This is a genomic window from Mycobacterium sp., assembly GCF_002863225.1.
Lineage (GTDB): Bacteria > Actinomycetota > Actinomycetes > Mycobacteriales > Mycobacteriaceae > Mycobacterium.
In genome coordinates, this window is record NZ_PKEK01000049.1 from 135,276 (window position 1) to 153,070 (window position 17,795).

The 17,795-nt window shown below is 66.4% G+C and carries 18 protein-coding genes; 7 read left to right on the forward strand and 11 right to left on the reverse strand.

All coding sequences use genetic code 11. The annotated features are described in order from the left end of the window. The first annotated feature begins 14 nt into the window (after nucleotides 1-14). Nucleotides 15-341: a hypothetical protein gene (locus CYU59_RS15875; protein WP_292991278.1), complete on the forward strand. Its 327-nt coding sequence runs from the start codon at nucleotides 15-17 to the stop codon at nucleotides 339-341. Here the strand turns inward: CYU59_RS15875 and CYU59_RS15880 are convergent. The 4 genes from CYU59_RS15880 to CYU59_RS15895 form a co-directional block, all read right to left on the reverse strand. Next, complete coding sequence (locus CYU59_RS15880; protein ID WP_292991280.1) at nucleotides 338-2,038, reverse strand: Hsp70 family protein; 1,701 nt, start codon at nucleotides 2,036-2,038, stop codon at nucleotides 338-340. The genes CYU59_RS15875 and CYU59_RS15880 overlap by 4 nt on opposite strands. Nucleotides 2,039-2,106: 68 nt before the next feature. Continuing rightward, complete coding sequence (locus CYU59_RS15885; protein WP_292991283.1) at nucleotides 2,107-3,180, reverse strand: dihydrodipicolinate reductase; 1,074 nt, start codon at nucleotides 3,178-3,180, stop codon at nucleotides 2,107-2,109. A 34-nt stretch (nucleotides 3,181-3,214) separates the two neighbouring features. Continuing rightward, a complete protein-coding gene (locus tag CYU59_RS15890) occupies nucleotides 3,215-3,772 on the reverse strand; it encodes a cytochrome b/b6 domain-containing protein (RefSeq protein ID WP_292991285.1) in 558 nt (185 codons plus the stop codon). Continuing rightward, entirely contained in the window at nucleotides 3,769-4,791 is a 1,023-nt protein-coding gene (locus tag CYU59_RS15895; RefSeq protein ID WP_292991287.1) for a catalase family peroxidase, read from the reverse strand. Before CYU59_RS15895 ends, CYU59_RS15890 begins: the two co-directional genes overlap by 4 nt. Nucleotides 4,792-4,923: 132 nt before the next feature. On the opposite strand from CYU59_RS15895, the gene CYU59_RS15900 reads away from it, so the two are divergent. Both CYU59_RS15900 and CYU59_RS15905 read left to right on the forward strand, forming a co-directional pair. Beyond that, the gene (locus CYU59_RS15900; RefSeq protein WP_292991290.1) at nucleotides 4,924-5,265 is read left to right on the forward strand and encodes an MmpS family transport accessory protein; all 342 of its coding nucleotides are present in this window, start codon (nucleotides 4,924-4,926) and stop codon (nucleotides 5,263-5,265) included. Between the two features lie 99 nt (nucleotides 5,266-5,364). Then, entirely contained in the window at nucleotides 5,365-6,957 is a 1,593-nt protein-coding gene (locus CYU59_RS15905) for a Na+/H+ antiporter (protein WP_292991293.1), read from the forward strand. A gap of 9 nt (nucleotides 6,958-6,966) precedes the next feature. Here the strand turns inward: CYU59_RS15905 and CYU59_RS15910 are convergent, their stop codons facing one another. Next, nucleotides 6,967-7,665 carry a sensor domain-containing protein gene (locus CYU59_RS15910; protein ID WP_292991296.1) on the reverse strand — a complete coding sequence of 233 codons (699 nt, stop codon included), beginning with the start codon at nucleotides 7,663-7,665 and terminating at the stop codon, nucleotides 6,967-6,969. A 229-nt stretch (nucleotides 7,666-7,894) separates the two neighbouring features. Between CYU59_RS15910 and CYU59_RS15915 the strand changes: the two genes are divergently transcribed. Further along, the gene (locus tag CYU59_RS15915; protein ID WP_292991299.1) at nucleotides 7,895-8,407 is read left to right on the forward strand and encodes a nitroreductase family deazaflavin-dependent oxidoreductase; all 513 of its coding nucleotides are present in this window, start codon (nucleotides 7,895-7,897) and stop codon (nucleotides 8,405-8,407) included. A 99-nt stretch (nucleotides 8,408-8,506) separates the two neighbouring features. After that, the gene (locus CYU59_RS15920) at nucleotides 8,507-9,652 is read left to right on the forward strand and encodes a glycosyltransferase (RefSeq protein WP_292991302.1); all 1,146 of its coding nucleotides are present in this window, start codon (nucleotides 8,507-8,509) and stop codon (nucleotides 9,650-9,652) included. Nucleotides 9,653-9,658: 6 nt separating this feature from the next. On the opposite strand, the gene CYU59_RS15925 is transcribed toward CYU59_RS15920, so the two are convergent. Together CYU59_RS15925 and CYU59_RS15930 are read right to left on the reverse strand one after the other, a co-directional pair. Further along, nucleotides 9,659-10,057 (reverse strand): hypothetical protein, encoded by a 399-nt coding sequence (locus CYU59_RS15925; RefSeq protein WP_292991305.1) that lies wholly within the window; start codon nucleotides 10,055-10,057, stop codon nucleotides 9,659-9,661. 83 nt (nucleotides 10,058-10,140) lie between these two features. Next, nucleotides 10,141-10,902: an SDR family oxidoreductase gene (locus CYU59_RS15930; RefSeq protein ID WP_292991387.1), complete on the reverse strand. Its 762-nt coding sequence runs from the start codon at nucleotides 10,900-10,902 to the stop codon at nucleotides 10,141-10,143. A 221-nt stretch (nucleotides 10,903-11,123) separates the two neighbouring features. Here CYU59_RS15930 and CYU59_RS15935 point away from each other — a divergent pair, with 221 nt between their 5' ends. Continuing rightward, on the forward strand, nucleotides 11,124-11,324 hold the full coding sequence (locus CYU59_RS15935) for a hypothetical protein (protein ID WP_292991307.1): 201 nt from the start codon (nucleotides 11,124-11,126) through the stop codon (nucleotides 11,322-11,324). Nucleotides 11,325-11,358: 34 nt separating this feature from the next. Then, entirely contained in the window at nucleotides 11,359-12,330 is a 972-nt protein-coding gene (locus tag CYU59_RS15940; RefSeq protein WP_292991309.1) for an aldo/keto reductase, read from the forward strand. On the opposite strand, the gene CYU59_RS15945 is transcribed toward CYU59_RS15940, so the two are convergent. The 4 genes from CYU59_RS15945 to CYU59_RS15960 form a co-directional block, all read right to left on the reverse strand. Continuing rightward, entirely contained in the window at nucleotides 12,327-13,184 is an 858-nt protein-coding gene (locus tag CYU59_RS15945; RefSeq protein ID WP_292991311.1) for a transglutaminase family protein, read from the reverse strand. The two genes, CYU59_RS15940 and CYU59_RS15945, sit on opposite strands and share 4 nt — an antisense overlap. Nucleotides 13,185-13,345: 161 nt before the next feature. Further along, nucleotides 13,346-15,523: a glutamine synthetase III gene (locus CYU59_RS15950; RefSeq protein WP_292991314.1), complete on the reverse strand. Its 2,178-nt coding sequence runs from the start codon at nucleotides 15,521-15,523 to the stop codon at nucleotides 13,346-13,348. A gap of 139 nt (nucleotides 15,524-15,662) precedes the next feature. After that, entirely contained in the window at nucleotides 15,663-16,742 is a 1,080-nt protein-coding gene (locus CYU59_RS15955; RefSeq protein WP_292991317.1) for a dihydrodipicolinate reductase, read from the reverse strand. Nucleotides 16,743-16,749: 7 nt separating this feature from the next. Beyond that, nucleotides 16,750-17,775 carry a Rieske 2Fe-2S domain-containing protein gene (locus tag CYU59_RS15960; RefSeq protein ID WP_292991320.1) on the reverse strand — a complete coding sequence of 342 codons (1,026 nt, stop codon included), beginning with the start codon at nucleotides 17,773-17,775 and terminating at the stop codon, nucleotides 16,750-16,752. Between the last annotated feature and the right edge of the window lie 20 nt (nucleotides 17,776-17,795).

Consider the following 17,795-nt stretch of genomic DNA (forward strand, 5'->3'; position numbering starts at 1 on the left):
GAGGACGGAGAGTCATGAGCGCGGAAAAGACAGATCAGGAAACCAGCGACGACCAAGAGCAGGATTCTGCCGACGACCAGCAGAAGGCGCCCAGTGCTGATGATTTGAGCGACGACGGCAAGAAACAGGTCGAGGAGATGCAAGAGGCCTACAACGACGACCGGGAGACGGCCGTGCTGCCCGGCACCGACGGCACGATCACCGGCGTCGCGGTCAACGAATGGCTCGACGACGACGGAAACCCGAAGTTCGGCAAGGACGAGAACAAAGACTCCGAAAAGGACGCTGACGGGGACACCGCCGGCAGCGACACCGACGAGAAGCAGGACGACGCGGGCTAGCGCCCTGGACCGGGCTCCGGGAAAAGCCGGTCGCCGGGACGCCTCGGGAATCGAGGACGATCCGGCCGCTCCGGGCCCGGCGGAGACGGCGTTGTGGTCGTCGTTGTGGTGGTTGTCGTCGTCGCCGTCGAACTCTCCGTCGTGGTCGTCGGCGGTTGGCTCGATGTCGATGTACTGGTGTCGGATTGTGACGGCGGCGGAGCGGCGGACGTCGGCTCCTCGGTGACAGCGCTCTGCGACGGGGACGGCACCGACGAAGCGGGCGTCGTACTCACGCTCGTCGACGGGGTCGACGGGGAGTTGGACGTATGGCGCAGCGTGATCATTACTCCCGCCCCGACGGCCAACACGGCCAGGGCGGTGCCGATGGCCACCACCAGCGGACGTCGATACCAGGCGACGGGGCTCGTGTCGTACTCATCAGGGGCGTCGGCCGGAGCCGTCCTGGCTCGGGCGCGCAACGAAGCTCGGCCGTCGTCGCGCGGCTCGTCGTCGTATTCCCCGGGACGAATCGGCATGATGCCGGAATCGTCGTCGGCCTCAGACCACGCCAGTGCCGGTGCGGCCGAAGGCTCCACCGGCATCGCAGAGATCATCGTGGCGTCGCCGACCGATCCCAGGGCCGTCGGCGCCAGCGATGTGGATTCCTCGTCCCCGCCGTGCGCCGCGCGCAGTGCCGCGCCCACCGCGGCGGTCAGGTGCGGTCGCGGTGCGGATATCACCAACGCACCTGACTGCTCCGACAGCGTCCTGGTCACCAACGGAATGTTGGCGCCGCCGCCCACCGACGCCACCGCCGCCAGCTCACCCAATCGAATTCCGTTGCGCTCCAAGACTTCGTGGAAGAAGCCGATGAAGCCGTCCAACGGCTGCCGGATCGCGCCCTCGAGTTCAGTTCGGGTCAGCCGGATTTCGCCTCGATAGCCGGGCACCTCAGCGTCCAACTCGGTGTCATTCGCCGAGGACAGTTGCTCTTTGGCGTACCGGCATGCGCTCCGCAACTGCTGCAGCGAACCGACCGCCGAGGTGGCCGACGTGTCGAAGGAGCCGGCGGCGGAGAGATCGTCGATGACGTGGGTCAGCAGGGCCTGGTCCAGCCGGTCCCCGGAGAACTCGGTGTAGCGCACAGCCGGCGTTATGGCCTGGTAGCCGTCCGCGGCTTCCAGCAGGCTCAGCGTGGTGCCGGAGCCGCCGAAGTCGCATACCGCGACGATCCCGCCGCTGGGGATTCCCGGGTTGGCGTGCAGCGCGAACAACGCGGCCGAGGAATCGGGCATCACCACGAGCCGGCCGCGCGACCACTCCGAAACCCGACTGAGCGCCACTCGCACCGCGTTCACCGTGGCCGCCTCCCAGTGCGCGGGGTGGGTGACGGCGACGGCGTCCGGCGCGGGACGTCCGTCGGTGGCGGTGTTGGCCAACGCGCGCAGGGCGTCGGCGATCAACGTTTCACTGCGATGGGTGGTGTTGTCGGCGGCGGCGATACCGGCCGGATCACCCACCCGGTCGACGAAGTCGGTGATGACCAGCCCGGGCTCGTTGAGCTTCGGGTTCTCCGATGGCACACCCACCTCGGGCGGGCGCTGCCGGTACAGCGTCAGCACCGGTCTGCGGGTCAGGGCCCGGTCGGCGGTGACCGCCGCCAGGTTGGTGGCCCCCACCGACAGGCCTAGGGCCGAACGTTCACCGTCAGCCATGTCGTCTCTTCGCAAGCATCAGTCACCAACTTATCGGCTGTCCCGGCAAGGCCCGGCAGCCCCGCCGTCTAGCGGATGGTGCCGACACCCGGGATCAGCGGCAGATCCAGCGCCGTGACCCAGCCCGGCGGGAGGTCGTTGACGGCCGGAACCGCGTTGAGCGCCCGCAATCCGGTGGCCAGGCAGCCGGCTGCAGCCGCATCTCGGCCGGATCCGTCGGTGAACCGGAATGCGGTTTCCTGCGAGATGCTCGGGGTGCCGTCGATGTCGACGCGGTAGACATCGTCTTTGGTGCCGGCCGGCCAATCCGGCGCCGCGTCGAGTCCGATGCGGTTGACGTGTTCGAGCTGAATCCGGGTCTGACCCTGGTACACGCCGTTGATGGTGAACCGCACCGCGGCGACGTGGCCCGCCGGTATGACGCCCTTGGCCGTCTTGCGCTCGTCGGGAGTCACCCACTTGTCCCAGGTCGTGGTGATCTCGTCGAGCATGATCCCGGCGGCGTGGGCGATCATCGGGACGGTTCCGCCCCACGCGAAGATCAGCACCTCCTGGTTCTCCAGCATGGGGCGGAATTCGGGTTCGCGACCGATGCCCATCTCGACTTCGTAGTCGCCCTCGTAGTTGGTGTAGTCCAGCAGCTCGGACGCTCGGACCGTCCGGACCTCCGAACACAGTCCCATCAGCGTCATCGGGAACAGGTCGTTGGCGAACCCCGGGTCGATGCCGGTGGTGAAGCACGACGACTCGCCTAGCTCGCACGCCTCGGTGATCGGCTGGATCCAGTTCGGCGGGTTGAGATGCATCGTCGGCCACACCCACGGCGTCATCGCCGTCGAACAGACGTCGATACCGGCCCGCAGGAACCGCGTCATCAGCGCGATGTTGGCGTCGGCGTGCGCGGCGGTCGGGCCGTAATGCACCAGCGCGTCAGGCTTGAGTGCGATCAGCGCGTCGACATCGTCGGTGGCGGTCACCCCGATCGGTCCGGGGAGGCCGCAGATATCGCCGACGTCGTGGCCCACCTTTTGCGGGCTGCTGACGCCGACACCGACGAGGTCGAATTCGGGGTGTTTCACGATTTCGGCGATCACCATCTTGCCGACGAAGCCGGTACCCCACACCACCACGCGCTTAGCCATGCGTCACCTTTCGATCGACGAGCCCGGGTTCACCCTAGGCGCGGCTGCGGTCGACCTTCTTCCGAAACCGGAAAGTCATCCGCTCGAGCAGTCGGTCGCGCAGGGTCAGCGTGTGCAGCAGCACCGCGGAGATGTGCGCGGCGATCACCGCGGTCAGCGTGTACGCGATCAGCGAATGTGCTTGGCGCAGAAACCAATACACCTGCGCATCGAACGGTGCGATCCTGGGCAGGTACAGCGAGCCGAAGACGGCGACCGGTCCCCCGGCTGCCGAGACCATCGCCCACCCGACCAGGGGCTGGAGCAGCAGCAGCGCGTACAGCAGCTTTTCGGAGAGCCCCACGAGTCTGCCTTCCAACGCTCCGATCGTCGGCGGCCAGGCCGGCGGGTGATGGGTCACCCGGTTGATCACCCGCGCGACCATGACCACCAGGATCAGCGCGCCCAGCGTCTTGTGGACCAGGACCAACTGGGCGTGCGAGCCCACCGAATTGACCATCACGAAGCCGATGAACAGGGCGGCGAAAACCAGAGCCGCGGTCAGCCAGTGCAGAACCCGGCTCAGCCAGGTGAATCGGTTCGGTTCGGTCACAGCGTGTTCTCCCCGGTTCGGCGGCGGTAGGACGCGGCGTACACCGCGGAACGTGCACTCAGCAGCGGATCGTCGGACGCCTCGATGCCCGGCGGCAGCACCAGCGGATCGAAGTTGATGTCGCGGGCGTTGCCCCTGGCTTCGGGTTGGACCGAGTCGAGCGTCAGCACTCCCGCATCGACCGTGCGCCGGTCCGCGGGCCACGCAACGGTCGCGTCGTGGGTCGGATCGTCGGGCGCGCCGAGGATGAGGATCAACCGCCAGCGCAACGGTCCGGAACGCAGTTGCCGGGTCAGAGGTTCGAAGACGGCGTCCGGCCCGGACGCCGGCGGCAGGGCGGATTGCAGCGGGGTCAGCGACCACCGGACCGGTCGGCGCGTGCCGGCGTCGTCGACGAGGTAGAAGGCATTGAGGCCGTTGAACACGCTGTCGGCGAAGCCGGCCGTCGGAGGATGCTGCCGGACAATCGCCATGGCCCGCACGGTTTCTGGATGAGCCGCGAGGAACGTCGACATCGTTTGCGGGTCAGGCTTGCCGGTACCGGGCACGGTGGCCGAGGCGATCAGCCGGTCGTAAAAACCCTGCGGCGAATTGTCCAGGAACACAGGCAGATTGATGGTCGCGATTCGCCACTGCCGGCTGCCCGGGAAACCGAAGGCCAGTCCGAGGCCGCGGACCGCCGCCGCTGTGTCGGCGATGTGCGGATTTCCGCCGGCCAGCGAGAAACGACCCACCACCGGCGTTCGGCCCGGCGCGAAGACCGGCGCGACGGACAACGCGCCTGCGTCACCGGTGCTGTCGAACCATCCGGTCACGCTGACGCCCTTGGCATGGTTCTTCCGGAAACCGGGTTGGCGGCCGAAGACTTTCGCGAATCCGTCGAGAAATGTCTGCGGACTCAACCGCGCCGGCCCCAGCCAGTTGTTGGCTGCCAGGAACGCGGCGAGGTCGAGTGCCAGAAACGCGCCGACCGCGGCGGCGCCGCGCAGTACGTCACGCCGCGCGGGTGATTGAGCCATTGCACGCTCCCTCCGGTAGCTTCACGACGATTCTTGGGCATCGGTTCGACGGCGGCACATCGGAAGTCGGCATTTGAGAAAAGAACCCCGAAAACCGACCCATCCGATCGGCACGAGTGACACGATCCCGGAATGACCAGCAAGGCGTTCTTTGTCGCGGCCCTGACCGCGTTCGCGGCCACGGTAGGCGTCGGGGCTCCGGCGCAGGCCGACCCGCCGACCAAGGTGACCTACGAGCTGAGCGGCAGCGCTCCGATCGCCGACTATGTCTCCTACGAAACCGAGAGCCGCCAGACGCAGCAGACGCACGTGCCGCTGCCGTGGAAGACCCAGTTCTCCGTCGTCGGCAGCAGAGTGTTCGTGATCAGCGCCCAAAGCCCCGGCTCGATCACCTGCACGATCCGCGTCGACGGCAAGGTCGTCAACCAGGCCACCGCCAACGGAGCGCCGGCCCGCACCGTCTGCTCGACCTGACCCGGCTCGTCGCGCGTGGCGACTGAATGTGCTTGTCGCGGCGGGTGATCACGCACCCGGCTCGGCAGCTCGACGCCCGCGGGCGAATACCATGTCCTGATGTTCGGGCTCGTCGTCATCGTGACGCTCTTCGCCACCGTGATCGCCGGGACGGTGCTGGGCCGGCGCTACCGGGTGGGCCCTCCGCTGTTGCTGATCGGTCTCGGCGCGCTGCTGGGCCTGATTCCGCGGATCGGCCACGTCCGGCTGGACGGCGAAATCGTACTTCTGCTGTTCCTGCCTGCGATTTTGTACTGGGAAAGCCTGAACACCAGCTTCCGCGAAATACGCGCGAACATGCGCGTCATCGTCCTGCTCAGCGTCGGTCTGGTGGTCGCCAACGCGATCGTGGTGGCATGGACCGCACGGGCCTTCGGGATGGAGTCGCACGCCGCCTCGGTCCTCGGCGCGGTGCTCTCCCCCACTGACGCCGCTGCCGTCGCCGGTTTGGCCAAGCGGCTGCCGCGCCGCACGCTGACGGTGTTGCGGGCCGAAAGCATCATCAACGACGGAACGGCGCTCGTGCTGTTCGGAGTCGCCGTGTCGGTCGCGATGGGTGGTGCGCCCGTCGGTCCGCTGGACCTGACCCTTCGGTTCATCCTGTCTTATCTCGGCGGCATTGCGGCCGGCCTCGTCGTCGGTGGCGTGGTGACGCTCACCCGGCAACGTCTTGACGCGCCGCAGGAGGAGGCGGCGCTGAGCCTGCTGACGCCGTTCGCCGCGTTCCTGCTCGCCAACGCATTCGACTGCAGCGGTGTGGTCGCCGTCCTGGTGTCCGCGCTGATGCTCGCGTACGTCTCGCCGCGGGTGATCCGGGCGCGCTCGCGACTGGTGAGCTTCGCGTTCTGGGACATCGTGACGTTCCTGATCAACGGCTCGCTCTGGGTTTTCGTCGGAGTGCAGCTGCCCAGTGCGGTGCGCGGTGTCTCGCGCATCGACGGCGGTATCCACCGCGCCGTCGTGATGGCCGCGGCCGTGACGCTGGTCGTCGTCGCGACCCGAATCATCTGGGGCGAAACCACGACGGTGTTCATTCGGGCGGTGGACCGCCGCGAGGTACAACGCGAGCGCCGGATCGATTGGCGACAACGGGTGGTGTCCGGCTGGGCCGGGTTCCGCGGGGCGGTTTCCCTTGCCGCCGCGCTGGCCGTCCCGCTGACCACCCACAGCGGCTCGCCTTTCCCCGATCGCAGCCTGATCATCTTCGTGGTGTCGTTCGTGATTCTGACCACCGTGCTGGTGCAGGGCAGCACCCTGCCGGCGATCGTGCGGTGGGCCAGGATTCCCGAAGACATCGCCCACGCCGACGAGCTGCGGCTGGCGCGGTGTGCCGGCGCGCAGGCCGCGCTCGACGCGCTGCCACTGGTCGCCCAGGAACTCGGGGTCAGCGACGCGCTGCAAGACCGCCTGCACGCCGAATTCGAACAGCACGCCGCGCTGGTCCGGGCCAGCGATGACGGCGCGACAAGAGATGACGCCGAAGCCAAAAGCGACTTGATCCGGCAGGTGCGCCTGGGCGTTCTCGACTACAAACGCCGTGCCATCACCGAGCTTCGCGACCAGCGCCGCATCGACGACATCGTCCTGCTCGAACTGCAGGCCTCGATGGACCTCGAAGAAGCGCGACTCCTCGGACCTTCCGGTCCGGACTAGCCGGCGCCGTTATCGCGAAACGACTTTCGCGACGATCTGATTGGCGATGTCCACAGCCGAGCCCGCCGGGTTCGCGCTGCAGGTGTTGACGTCGACGACGACGTTGTTCCGCACCGCCAGCGCCCGGCCACAGGCCCACCCGCCGGTTTTCGCTTCCTGCTGCGTGGAAGTCGCGCTCAGCACGTCGTTGTCGTTGGAGATCGGTCCGACGTCCCACTGCGTCCGGGTCTGGGTGTGTGTGTAGTGATGGCAGGACGGCCACCGCAGCGCCGAGCCGACGAAGAACACGTGTGCCTGTTTGACGGTCGGGAACAACACCACCGCCTGTTCGGCGTAATGGGTGAAGCTGTCGCCGTCGTTGAGCTCCACATCGCGCAAACCGGTGAATCCGCTGCTCGCATAGGTCTGTGCCTGCGCCGAACCGTCGATGGCCAGACACTCGGCGGGCCGCATCGTGGCACTGTCGTCGGACATCGCGTCGTGCCTGCGGATCACCGCCATCCCCGTCGCGCCCATCAGCGGATTGACCTGGGCGGGGGTCAGCAGCAACGACTCGAGTTCACGCTCGACCACCGGCCGCGGAATCAATGACGTGATCGTCGTCGACGTCTGGCTGGCGTGCTCACTGCCGCCGCACCCGGCGACGAGCACCCCGACACCGGCCACACCGAACGTGGCCGCCAAATGGCGCATCTGCTCTGTTCCCATCCCCTCGTAGTCCCGACCTGCCCCGCGGTATGACACTGGTGGGCGTTGCCGGTCAGAACCCGCGCGACAACCCTACCGTGCGTTGTAGCCAGTGATACCAGGGAAATAGGCCATTTTTAGGCTCCGTTCAGTGAATCCCAATACCCCCTGAAGGATTTGCGGAATCCCCCGATCAGTGCCCTATCGCGAAAGTCTGACGGCCACGGCTCGACCTGAGTACGGTCGACCGATGGCATTACGCCGCGAGAGCCCTTACCGCGGGCGCCGGTTGCGGCCGCACGAGGTGGTGCTCGAGCGCGCCCTGATGAGCCCGGTGGGCTATCAATTCATCGCGCACCTCGCACCGCGGATCGACAAGGTCCTGATCCCCCGGACCAACGGCCGGCTGAGTTCGGCCGGAATCGACCGCGTTGGACTGGTCGCGACGACCGGCGCGAAATCCGGTCTGCTGCGAACTCAGCCGCTGGTGCTGATCGAGGACGGCGGTGGACTTCTCGCGATCGGGTCGAATTACGGTCGGCCATCCCACCCGTCGTGGAGCACCAACCTGCGGGCGCACCCCGAATGCACGGTCACATTCAAATCTGCGCCCGCGCAATACCGAGCAGAGATGCTGACCGGCGCCGACCGTGCGTCGGCGTGGGCCACGGCGACGGATTTCTACGCCGGTTATGAGCGTTACCGCGCCCGCTGCGCTCCCCGGGAGATCAGGATCTTCCGCCTTCTCCCCGTCGCAGTCTGAGGGCGCTTCGATAGCTGAACTGCGGTGTTCACGGCTTGTTCAGCGAGAAGTCAGTGTCAGATCGTTGACCGCACACAAGCGCCGGTTGTGCTGGGAGCCATGCGTGTCGTTCAGGTCGCCAACTTCTACGGGCCTCGTTCCGGCGGTCTGCGTACGGCTGTCGATCGGCTGGGCGCGGAGTACTGCGCCGCCGGCCACGACGTTGTCCTGATCGTCCCGGGCCGTCACGCCGAGCACACGCGCATGCCCACGGGTGTCGAACGAATCACCGTGCCCGCCAGGCTGATTCCGCTCACCGGGGGGTACCGCGCGGTGCTACCCGGGCCGGTACGCACCCTGCTCGAATCGCTGCGGCCGGACACGTTGGAGGTGTCCGACCGACTCACGCTGAGATCGCTGGGGCGGTGGGGCCGCGAGCACCACGCCACCACCGTGATGATCTCCCACGAGCGTCTGGATCGGCTTGCCGGACAAGTGCTTCCGCGTCGCACTGCACGCCGGTTCGCCGACTTCGCCAACCGGCGCACGGCCGCCGACTACGACACCGTTGTGTGCACGACCGGGTTTGCCCGCGAGGAATTCGACCGCATCGGGGCGAAGAACACCGTCACCATTCCGCTCGGCGTCGACCTCGAGACCTTCCACCCGTCGCGTCGTTCGGCGTTGATGCGTCAACGTTGGGCCTCCCCCGGCGAAATCCTGCTGGTGCACTGCGGCCGGCTGTCGGTCGAAAAGCGGGCCGATCGCAGCATCGACGCGGTGGCTGCGCTGCGTGACGCCGGGGTCGCGGCGCGACTGGTCGTTGTCGGCGACGGACCGCTGCGGGCTAGGCTGCAGCGCCAAGCCGCCAGGCTGCCGGTCGATTTCACCGGATTCGTCTCCGACCGGCGCAGTGTCGCCGAGCTACTGGCGACGGCCGACGTCGCGCTCGCGCCCGGGCCGCACGAGACGTTCGGACTGGCCGCCCTGGAGTCGTTGGCATGCGGGACGCCGGCGGTGGTGTCCCGTACGTCGGCCCTGGGCGAAATCATCACCGCCGACAGCGGCGCACTGGCGGACAACAATCCGTCGGCCATCGCCGATGCGGTCACCGCGGTGGTCAGCCGCCCCGAGGGGCATCGTCGCGCCTGCGCGCGTCAGCGTGCGGAGATGTTCACCTGGAAACGGGCCGCGGTCGGCATGCTGAGCACGCTCGGGGCGCCCGCGGTGGACGACGGTCCCGGCGGCTCGCAGCACACCGCCTGACGACCGCTATCCCGAGGTGGTGGGTCCGATCTGGCCGGTCAGCGGGTTGACCTGGACGGTCATCGGTCCGCCGGGCGCCTGTTTCCCCTGCGCCGCACGCTGCTGCGCCGCCTGCGCAAGGGCGTTGACCACCGGGTTGTTCTTCGCCAGCTCGCGGCGGTCCTCTTCGGACAGCTCATAGAAGGACCACAGGCCCCATGCGGAGGGGCGGACGTAGACGGTCACCTTCTGATGCCGGCGCTTGTTCGCCGTCAGTACCGCGGGCACCGCCACCACCCGGTCCAGAGTCGCCGAGCTGACCAGTTCCTGGGCGATCTTGTCCACATCCACCCCGTCTTGGAGTTCGTAGACCAACGACTGGTGGGGCGTGTGGTGTGGGCCCTGGAGGGCCATGTACCACGCCATCCGCGTCTCCTTCGCTTGTGATTGTCAGCGCAACTGTAGAGGACGCGCGATGGCAGCAGTGCCGATTGGCATTGCGGCTTGGGCTAATTGGTGTCCGGGAAGGCCACCTGGGCCGCCGGCGCCCCGCGCGCCACCACCACCGGCATCGACGTCGAGGAGTTCGTCTGCAGGATGGTCTGCACCACCTCGATGAGGTCTTCGACGGGCATCAACTTGCCCGGCATGCAACCACCCGACACCCACAGCGGATAGGCCTTCATCGCCAGGTCCATGTCCCAGCCGGCGTTCATTCCGGTCGCGGCGTCGCCCTCGCCGCCGGCGCACTCGCCGACGATGAGCGAGGTGAAGCCGACGTCCGGGTGTTCGGCCCGCCACGCCTCGACCAGTCGTTCCAGCGCGGCCTTGCTGACGCCGTAGGCGCCGAGCCCGGGCCACGGCGGCCCGAAGCTGCCGGCGTCCGACGACAGGTAGACCGCCTTGCCCGCCGAGGCGGTCAGGTGCGGGATCGCCGCCGCGGTCGCCAGCGACGCCCCGATGACGTTGGTGTCGAAAATGCGGCGCCAGGTGTCGGCCCCGGTGTCGACCATGCGGACGAGCGGGCTGATCGCCGGTGTGTAGATGAGATTGTCGATGCCGCCCATGGACTCGGCCGCCTGGTCGAAAGCCGACCGGCAGGATTGCTCGTCGGTGACGTCGCACTCGATGGCGACCGCACCCGAGCCCGCCTCCTCGGCCGCCGTGTCGATGCGCGCCCGGCGTCGCGCCAGCAGCGCGATCTGCCCGCCGCGCTGAGCCAGTCCGATCGCGATACACCGCCCGAGACCGCTCGACGCCCCGACGACCACTGTCCGTGACATTTTTGCCCTTTCTTGTAACGTGCCCGCTGCTGCCACAGCGTATCGGCCGGCACCTGACCGTTGTGCATTCGTGCCGAATTCGAGGCCGAGGCACGGCCGTCCGGATAGTTGGACGGGCGTAGATTGTGAGTTTAGACACGTTCGGGTAGGGCTAAGCAGCAGTCAATCACTAGCGAGGCGCCTGGAGCGCACGCGGGAAGGTCAGCGACATGACCACTTTGACGGTTTCCGAAATCACCAGGGACGAACGCGACTACGACAACTGGCTTGCCACGTTGTCGCAGGCCTCGGAGCGCCTCGACGACCTGCAGACCGTGGTCGACGAATTGCGCGAATTGTGCGCGCACGACGAGGTCGTCCGCAGCAGTGACGTCATGGCTGTCCTGCAAAAGCACCACGCCGTCGCCTGAGCGCCCGCTGGCTGCGGTCAGTACCGTGAGTTAGGTGAAGTACCTAGACGTCGACGGCATCGGCAAAGTCAGCCGGATCGGGTTGGGAACCTGGCAGTTCGGTTCCCGCGAGTGGGGCTACGGCGACGGCTACGCCTCCGGGCCGGCGGGCGACATCGTCCGTCGCGCAAGGGCTCTGGGCGTCACCTTCTTCGACACCGCCGAGGTGTACGGGCTCGGGAAAAGCGAGCGGATCCTCGGCGAGGCACTCGGCGACGAGCGCGATCAGGTCGCGGTGGCCAGCAAGATTTTCCCGGTGGCGCCGTTTCCCGCGGTGGTGAAGCAGCGCGAACGCGCCAGTGCCCGCCGACTCCAGTTGAAGCACATCCCGCTCTATCAGATCCACCAGCCCAATCCGGTGGTTCCCGACTCGGTGATCATGCCGGGCATGCGCGCCCTGCTGGACAGTGGCGCGATCGGCGCGGCCGGTGTCTCGAACTACTCGCTGTCCCGGTGGAAGCAGGCCGACGCCGCGCTCGGCCGGCCGGTGATCAGCAACCAGGTGCACTTCTCGTTGGCTCATCCGCAAGCACTCGAGGGTCTGGTGCCGTTCGCCCAGCAGGAGAACCGCGTCGTGATCGCCTACAGCCCGCTCGCGCAGGGACTGTTGGGCGGCAAGTACGGCGTGCACAACCGTCCCGGCGGCGTGCGCGCGGCCAACAGGTTGTTCGGCACCGAGAACCTGCGCCGCATCGAGCCGCTGCTGCAGACGCTGCGCGACGTTGCCAAAGAGGTCGACGCCAAGCCGGCTCAGGTGGCGCTGGCCTGGTTGATCAATCTGCCCGGAGTGGTCGCGATTCCGGGAGCGTCGAGCGTGGAGCAGCTCGAATTCAACGTCGCTGCAGCGGAAATCGAGCTAAGCGCGGACGCCAATGCGGCGTTGACCGATGCGGCCCGAAACTTCCGGCCGGTGTCGGCAAAGCGCTTTCTGGCCGACACGATCCGCGAAAGGCTCGGCCTCGGCTAGCCCAGGCTCACCAGATGGTCGATCGAATCGATGGGCAGTTCGCCGTCGACGTACGCGGTAACCATCATGTTGCTCAAGTTGATCGAGCCGGAGTGATTGTCCAGGAACGCGGTGTCGGCGGCGTCGCGTCCGGTCGCGATCCGCACCATGGACTGTCGAGGGGCCAGGCACGTCGCGTCGACCACCCGCCACTCGCCTTCGACCAGGGCTTCGGCCACGGCGTGGAAGTCCATAGGATCGCATCCGGGCGCGTACACCGCGACCAGGCGGGCCGGCACGTTCACCGCCCGCAGCAACGCGACCACGAGATGGGCGTAGTCGCGGCAGACTCCCGCACCGGCGAGCAGCGTGTCGGCGGCGCCGTCGATCGGATCACTTGATCCCGGCACGTAATCCAGCCGCGCGCCAACCCAGGCGGCGACTTTCTCCAGCAGCGTCGCCGAGTCGGTGTACTGCCCGAATTCGGTGGCGGCGAAGCCGTAGAACTTGTCGGCCTCGGCGTAGCGGCTCGGCCGCAGATAGGTGATCACGTCGATGTCGCGAACCGGGATGGGTGCCGCTTCGCCGGACACTGTCGCTTGATACGACAGTCTGACCGTTCCCTCGCTGACGTCGATCGCATGGATCCGGGTGTCGTGCGGCCCGATGATCTCGCGGGGCTGAAGTTGCTTGCCGTTGAACGTGATGACGAGCTGTTCGCGGACATCGAGCCCCGGCAGCCGGGCGACGGCCACCTGGAATTCCAGCGTCGTGGGAGCAGTGACCTCGACGTCGATCTGCGCACCGACCTCACGATTGGCGACGGTCGTCGCCGTCGAGTCACCGCTGTCGTTGTGGTCCTGCCATGAGGGCATGGTTGTACCGCCCTTTCTTTGTCGCAACATTCGCGCGCCGAGACAAGGGGCTGCCGTCGACCGATGTCCCGCGAAATTTTTCGCAATACGCCATCGGCTGCGGACTCAACCAGGGCACAGAGTTCGAGTCCAGAGTATAGGGCGACCCGATTCTCTCTGCCTCAGAGGATGTACAACATCTCCTGATAGGTCGGCAACGGCCAGAGGTCGTCGGCCACAACGGCTTCCAGCGCATCGGCAGCGGTGCGGATCGCGGCCATGGCGGGCAGCAGCTGATCCTGCGCGTGCTTGGCCTCGTCGAGTGCCGATTCCGCGGAGTGGTCGGCCAACGCCGCCTTCAGCGTCGACAGGCCGACCTCCAGCTCGCCGATCGGTCCCGTCACGGCTTCCAGAGCAGCGGTGCTCGGCTCGATGCCGACCGCCTTCAACGCCGCGACGTTCTGCGCGAGTTCGGTCTGGTAGCGGATCGCCGCGGGCAGGATCACCGTTGAGCCCATCTCCAGCACCAGCTTGGCCTCTACCCCGACGGTCAGCGCGTACTGCTCCAGTCGGACCTCGTAGCGGCTGTGCAGCTCGCGGTCGTTGAACACGCCGTACTTCTCGAACAGCTCGACGGCCTCCGGCTTGACCAACTCGGGAATGGCATCCAACGTGGTCTTGAGGTTCGGCAGTCCCCGCTCGGCCGCCTCGATCTGCCAGTTGTCCGAGTAGCCGTCGCCGTTGAACACCACCGCTCCGTGCTCGGTGATGACCTCGGTGAGCAAAGCCTGCACAGCGGCGTCGAAATCCGTGCCGTCCGCGACGGCCTTCTCCAGCTCGGTCGCGAGGTAGTCCAGCGAGTCGGCCATGATCGTGTTGAGCACGATCAGCGGCACCGCGACCGTTTGACCGGAGCCAGGTGCGCGGAACTCAAACCTGTTGCCGGTGAACGCAAACGGGCTGGTGCGGTTGCGGTCGCCCGGGTCGGTGGGCAGCGGAGGCAGGGTGTCGACGCCGATGATCATGGTGCCCTTGCCCTTTGACGACGTCGCCGCGCCCTTGGCGATCTGCTCGAAGACGTCGGCGAGTTGTTCGCCGAGGAAGATCGAGATGATCGCGGGCGGTGCCTCGTTCGCGCCGAGCCGGTGGTCGTTGGTGGCCGAGGCGACCGACACCCGCAGCAGTCCGGCGAACTTGTGCACGGCGCGAATCACCGCCGCGCAGAACACCAGGAACTGCGCGTTCTCGTGCGGGGTGTCCCCGGGCACCAGCAACGAACCGAGCTCGGAGTTGCCCAGCGAGAAGTTGACGTGCTTGCCCGAGCCGTTGACACCGGCGAACGGCTTCTCGTGGAAGAGACACTCCATACCGTGCTTCTTGGCGATGTTCTTGAACACCGTCATCAGCAGCTGCTGGTGGTCGGAGGCGATGTTGGCCCGCTCGAACATCGGCGCGATCTCGAACTGACCGGGGGCTACCTCGTTGTGCCGGGTCTTGGCCGGGATGCCGAGCTTGAACAGCTCGCGCTCGGTGTCCATCATGAAGCCCAGCACCCGCTCGGGCACGGCGCCGAAGTAGTGGTCGTCGAACTCCTGGCCCTTGGGCGGCTTGGCGCCGAACAGGGTGCGGCCCGCGTTGACGAGGTCCGGGCGGGCGAGGAAGAAGTGCCGATCGACCAGGAAGTACTCCTGCTCGGGTCCGCAGAACGACACGACGTGGTTGAGGTCCTTGTGCCCGAACATCTTCAGGATGCGCTCGGCGTGTACGCCCATCGCCTGCTGGCTGCGCAGCAGCGGCGTCTTGTAGTCCAGCGCCTCACCGGTCATCGAGACGAATACCGTTGGGATACAAAGGGTGTTGCCGTTCGGGTTCTCCAGGATGTACGCCGGGCTGGTGGCGTCCCAACCGGTGTAACCGCGAGCCTCGAAGGTGCTGCGCAGCCCGCCGGACGGGAAGCTGGACGCATCGGGCTCGCCCTGGATCAGGGTCTTGCCGGCGAACTCGGCGAGCGTGGTGCCGTCGCCCACCGGGTCGAGGAAGCTGTCGTGCTTCTCGGCGGTGAAACCGGTCATCGGGTAGAAGACGTGCGCGTAGTGGGTGGCACCCTTTTCCAGGGCCCAGTCCTTCATGGCCACCGCGACCGCGTCGGCCACCGCGGGGTCGAGCTTGGCGCCCTTGTCGATCGTCGCGATCACCGACTTGTAGGTGGCCTTGGGCAGCCGCGCCTGCATCTCCGCCTTGGTGAAGACGTTCGCCCCGAAGATCTCACCGGGTTCTTCACCCGGGTCGAAGCTGATCGCAGGAGGCACGTACGCCTCGACATTGGTAATTGCCTGCAGGCGCACAGCATTGCCGCTCAAATTGATTCCCTATCGCCACGTATGTCAGCTTGATGTGCGGCTGACATTAGGGACGATTGATTCCGGGGATGTTACGTCGCTGTCAAACTCTCGTGGCGGCAACGATGTTCAGGGCCGACGGCGCACCGCCGCCGATCGGTTACAACGTGAACCGGCCGGCGAACCCACGTAGTGGCAGGTCAGCGCTGGTCATCAGACCCGGTGGCGCCGCGACCACACCCGCGATGGCGGCCAGTGCGGGCATCCCGGTGACGGTCATGCCGATGGACGCGAAGTTCGCCGGATCGGACAGGTCGACGCCGGGCTTGGGAAAGATCATGTGCTTGTTGTAAACACACGGGTCACCCATGATCTGGGTGATGTAGCACCCCTTGATGTGCCAACTCGGGTCGGTGTGCGGAGTCATCTGCCATTCCAGGTGTGTCTCGACGCGAGGCACGCCGTCGACCATGCCCTGGTACTTGATGTAGTTGCCGCCCAGCGACCCCTTGGGCAAGGTGTACCAGCCGAGGTCCACGTCTTTGGTGCAGGCGCCCAGTTCGTAACTGAACTTGACTTCGTCGAGAGTCAGGTCGAAGCAGTCCGCCATCATCAGCACGCTGTCGGCGAACACCCGCGTGTATTTCTCCAATTTGGACGGGATCGACGGGTCCTCTATGGGCAGGCCGTAGCCGACCTCGATCCAGGTGTCTTTGGAGTGGTGACAGGACACGTCCACCGACTCGATGGTGGTGACATTCTCGATCTCGGCGACGTCGGCTGAACACACCACGCCCAGAATCTGATTCAGCCCGGGATTCATGCCGGTGCCGTAGAACGTGGAGCCGCCCTTCTCGCAGGCCTCGGCCAGCAGCCGGCTCACCGGCTTGCCGGAGGGGTGCGGGTGGTTTGTGTCGCGGTGCCAGCCGGTGATCCAGTCAGCGGTGGTGACGATATTGATACCTGCCTCGAGGACTTTGACGTACAAATCCTCGTCGGGGAAGACGCCGTGAAATGTCAGAACGTCCGGCTTGGCCGCGATGATCTCCTCGATGCTGCCGGTCGCCTTGACACCGTTCGGGGCGATGCCGGCCAGCTCGCCGACGTCCTTACCGACCTTGTCCGGCGAATAGCAGTGCACGCCAATCAGTTCCAGATCCGGCCGCAAAGCGATTCGCCTGATCATCTCCGAACCGACGTTGCCGGTTGCCACTTGGAACACGCGCAGCGGAGCAGTCATTCGGGGTTCAGCCTTTCTGGGATGCGGCGTAGACCTCGGCGGCGCTGCCGCCGACGCCGTCGGGATAGAACTGTTTGGCCCAGCCGCGGATCGCGGTGAACCCCTCGTACTCGGCGGTCGCCAACGCCGGTGGATCCGAATAGCGTTGATGCCGCCAGATTTCGACGTCCTGCTCGAACTGCCGGATTACTTCCTGGCCGAATTCGCGGGCCCTGGTTTCGGCGCGCTCGGACGTCTTGCCCGGGGTTCTGCCGATGTGGACCATGAACCGGATGTCGGAGGTGGAGTCGTCCACCGGGGTGATCGTCGAGATCGTGCGGTTGTCGATCATGCCGTAGCTCTTGGTCACCGCGATGCCCAATCCGCCGTTGATGGCTTCCACCCGGCTCTCGACATCCTCGATCTTCTGGTTGTCGTCGCCTTCGAAGGTGATGGTGAAATCGACGAACGAGACCGGTGCGGTGAAGTCGTGGCGGGTGAACACCGGAACGATCGGTGTCTTGTGCACGTATTTGAAATGCGCGAAGTCGACGCCGTTTTCGAGTACGTACTGCGGATGCATCTCCAGGCGTTGCCGGTACAACCGCTGCTGCGGGTAGTAGTCCGCCGCGCTGCTGCCGTCCTTGAAGGCGGCGAAGATGTCCGGTGCGTCGAAGTAGGGTTCGCGGCCTTCGACGTCGTGCCAGATGTACACCGACTCGTTGCGTTCGACGACCGGATAGGTCTTGATCCGCCGTCCGCGGTTGGGCCGATCCTGATAGGGAATGCAGACGTTGCGGCCCTGCTGATTCCACTGCCAACCGTGAAACGGGCACTGCAGGATTTCGCCCACCACCGTTCCGCCGAAACCCAGGTGCGCACCGAGGTGTTCGCAGTAGGCGTTCATCACGGTGAGCGCGCCCGATTCGGCCCGCCAGGCGACCATCTCCTGGCCGAAGTAGGTCATCTTGTGGACGTCGCCTACTTCGATCTCGTCGGACCAGGCAACCTGAAACCAGCCGGTTGGCTTCATCGACAGTGGCGGTTTGGCCATGTCAGGAGACTATAACCACT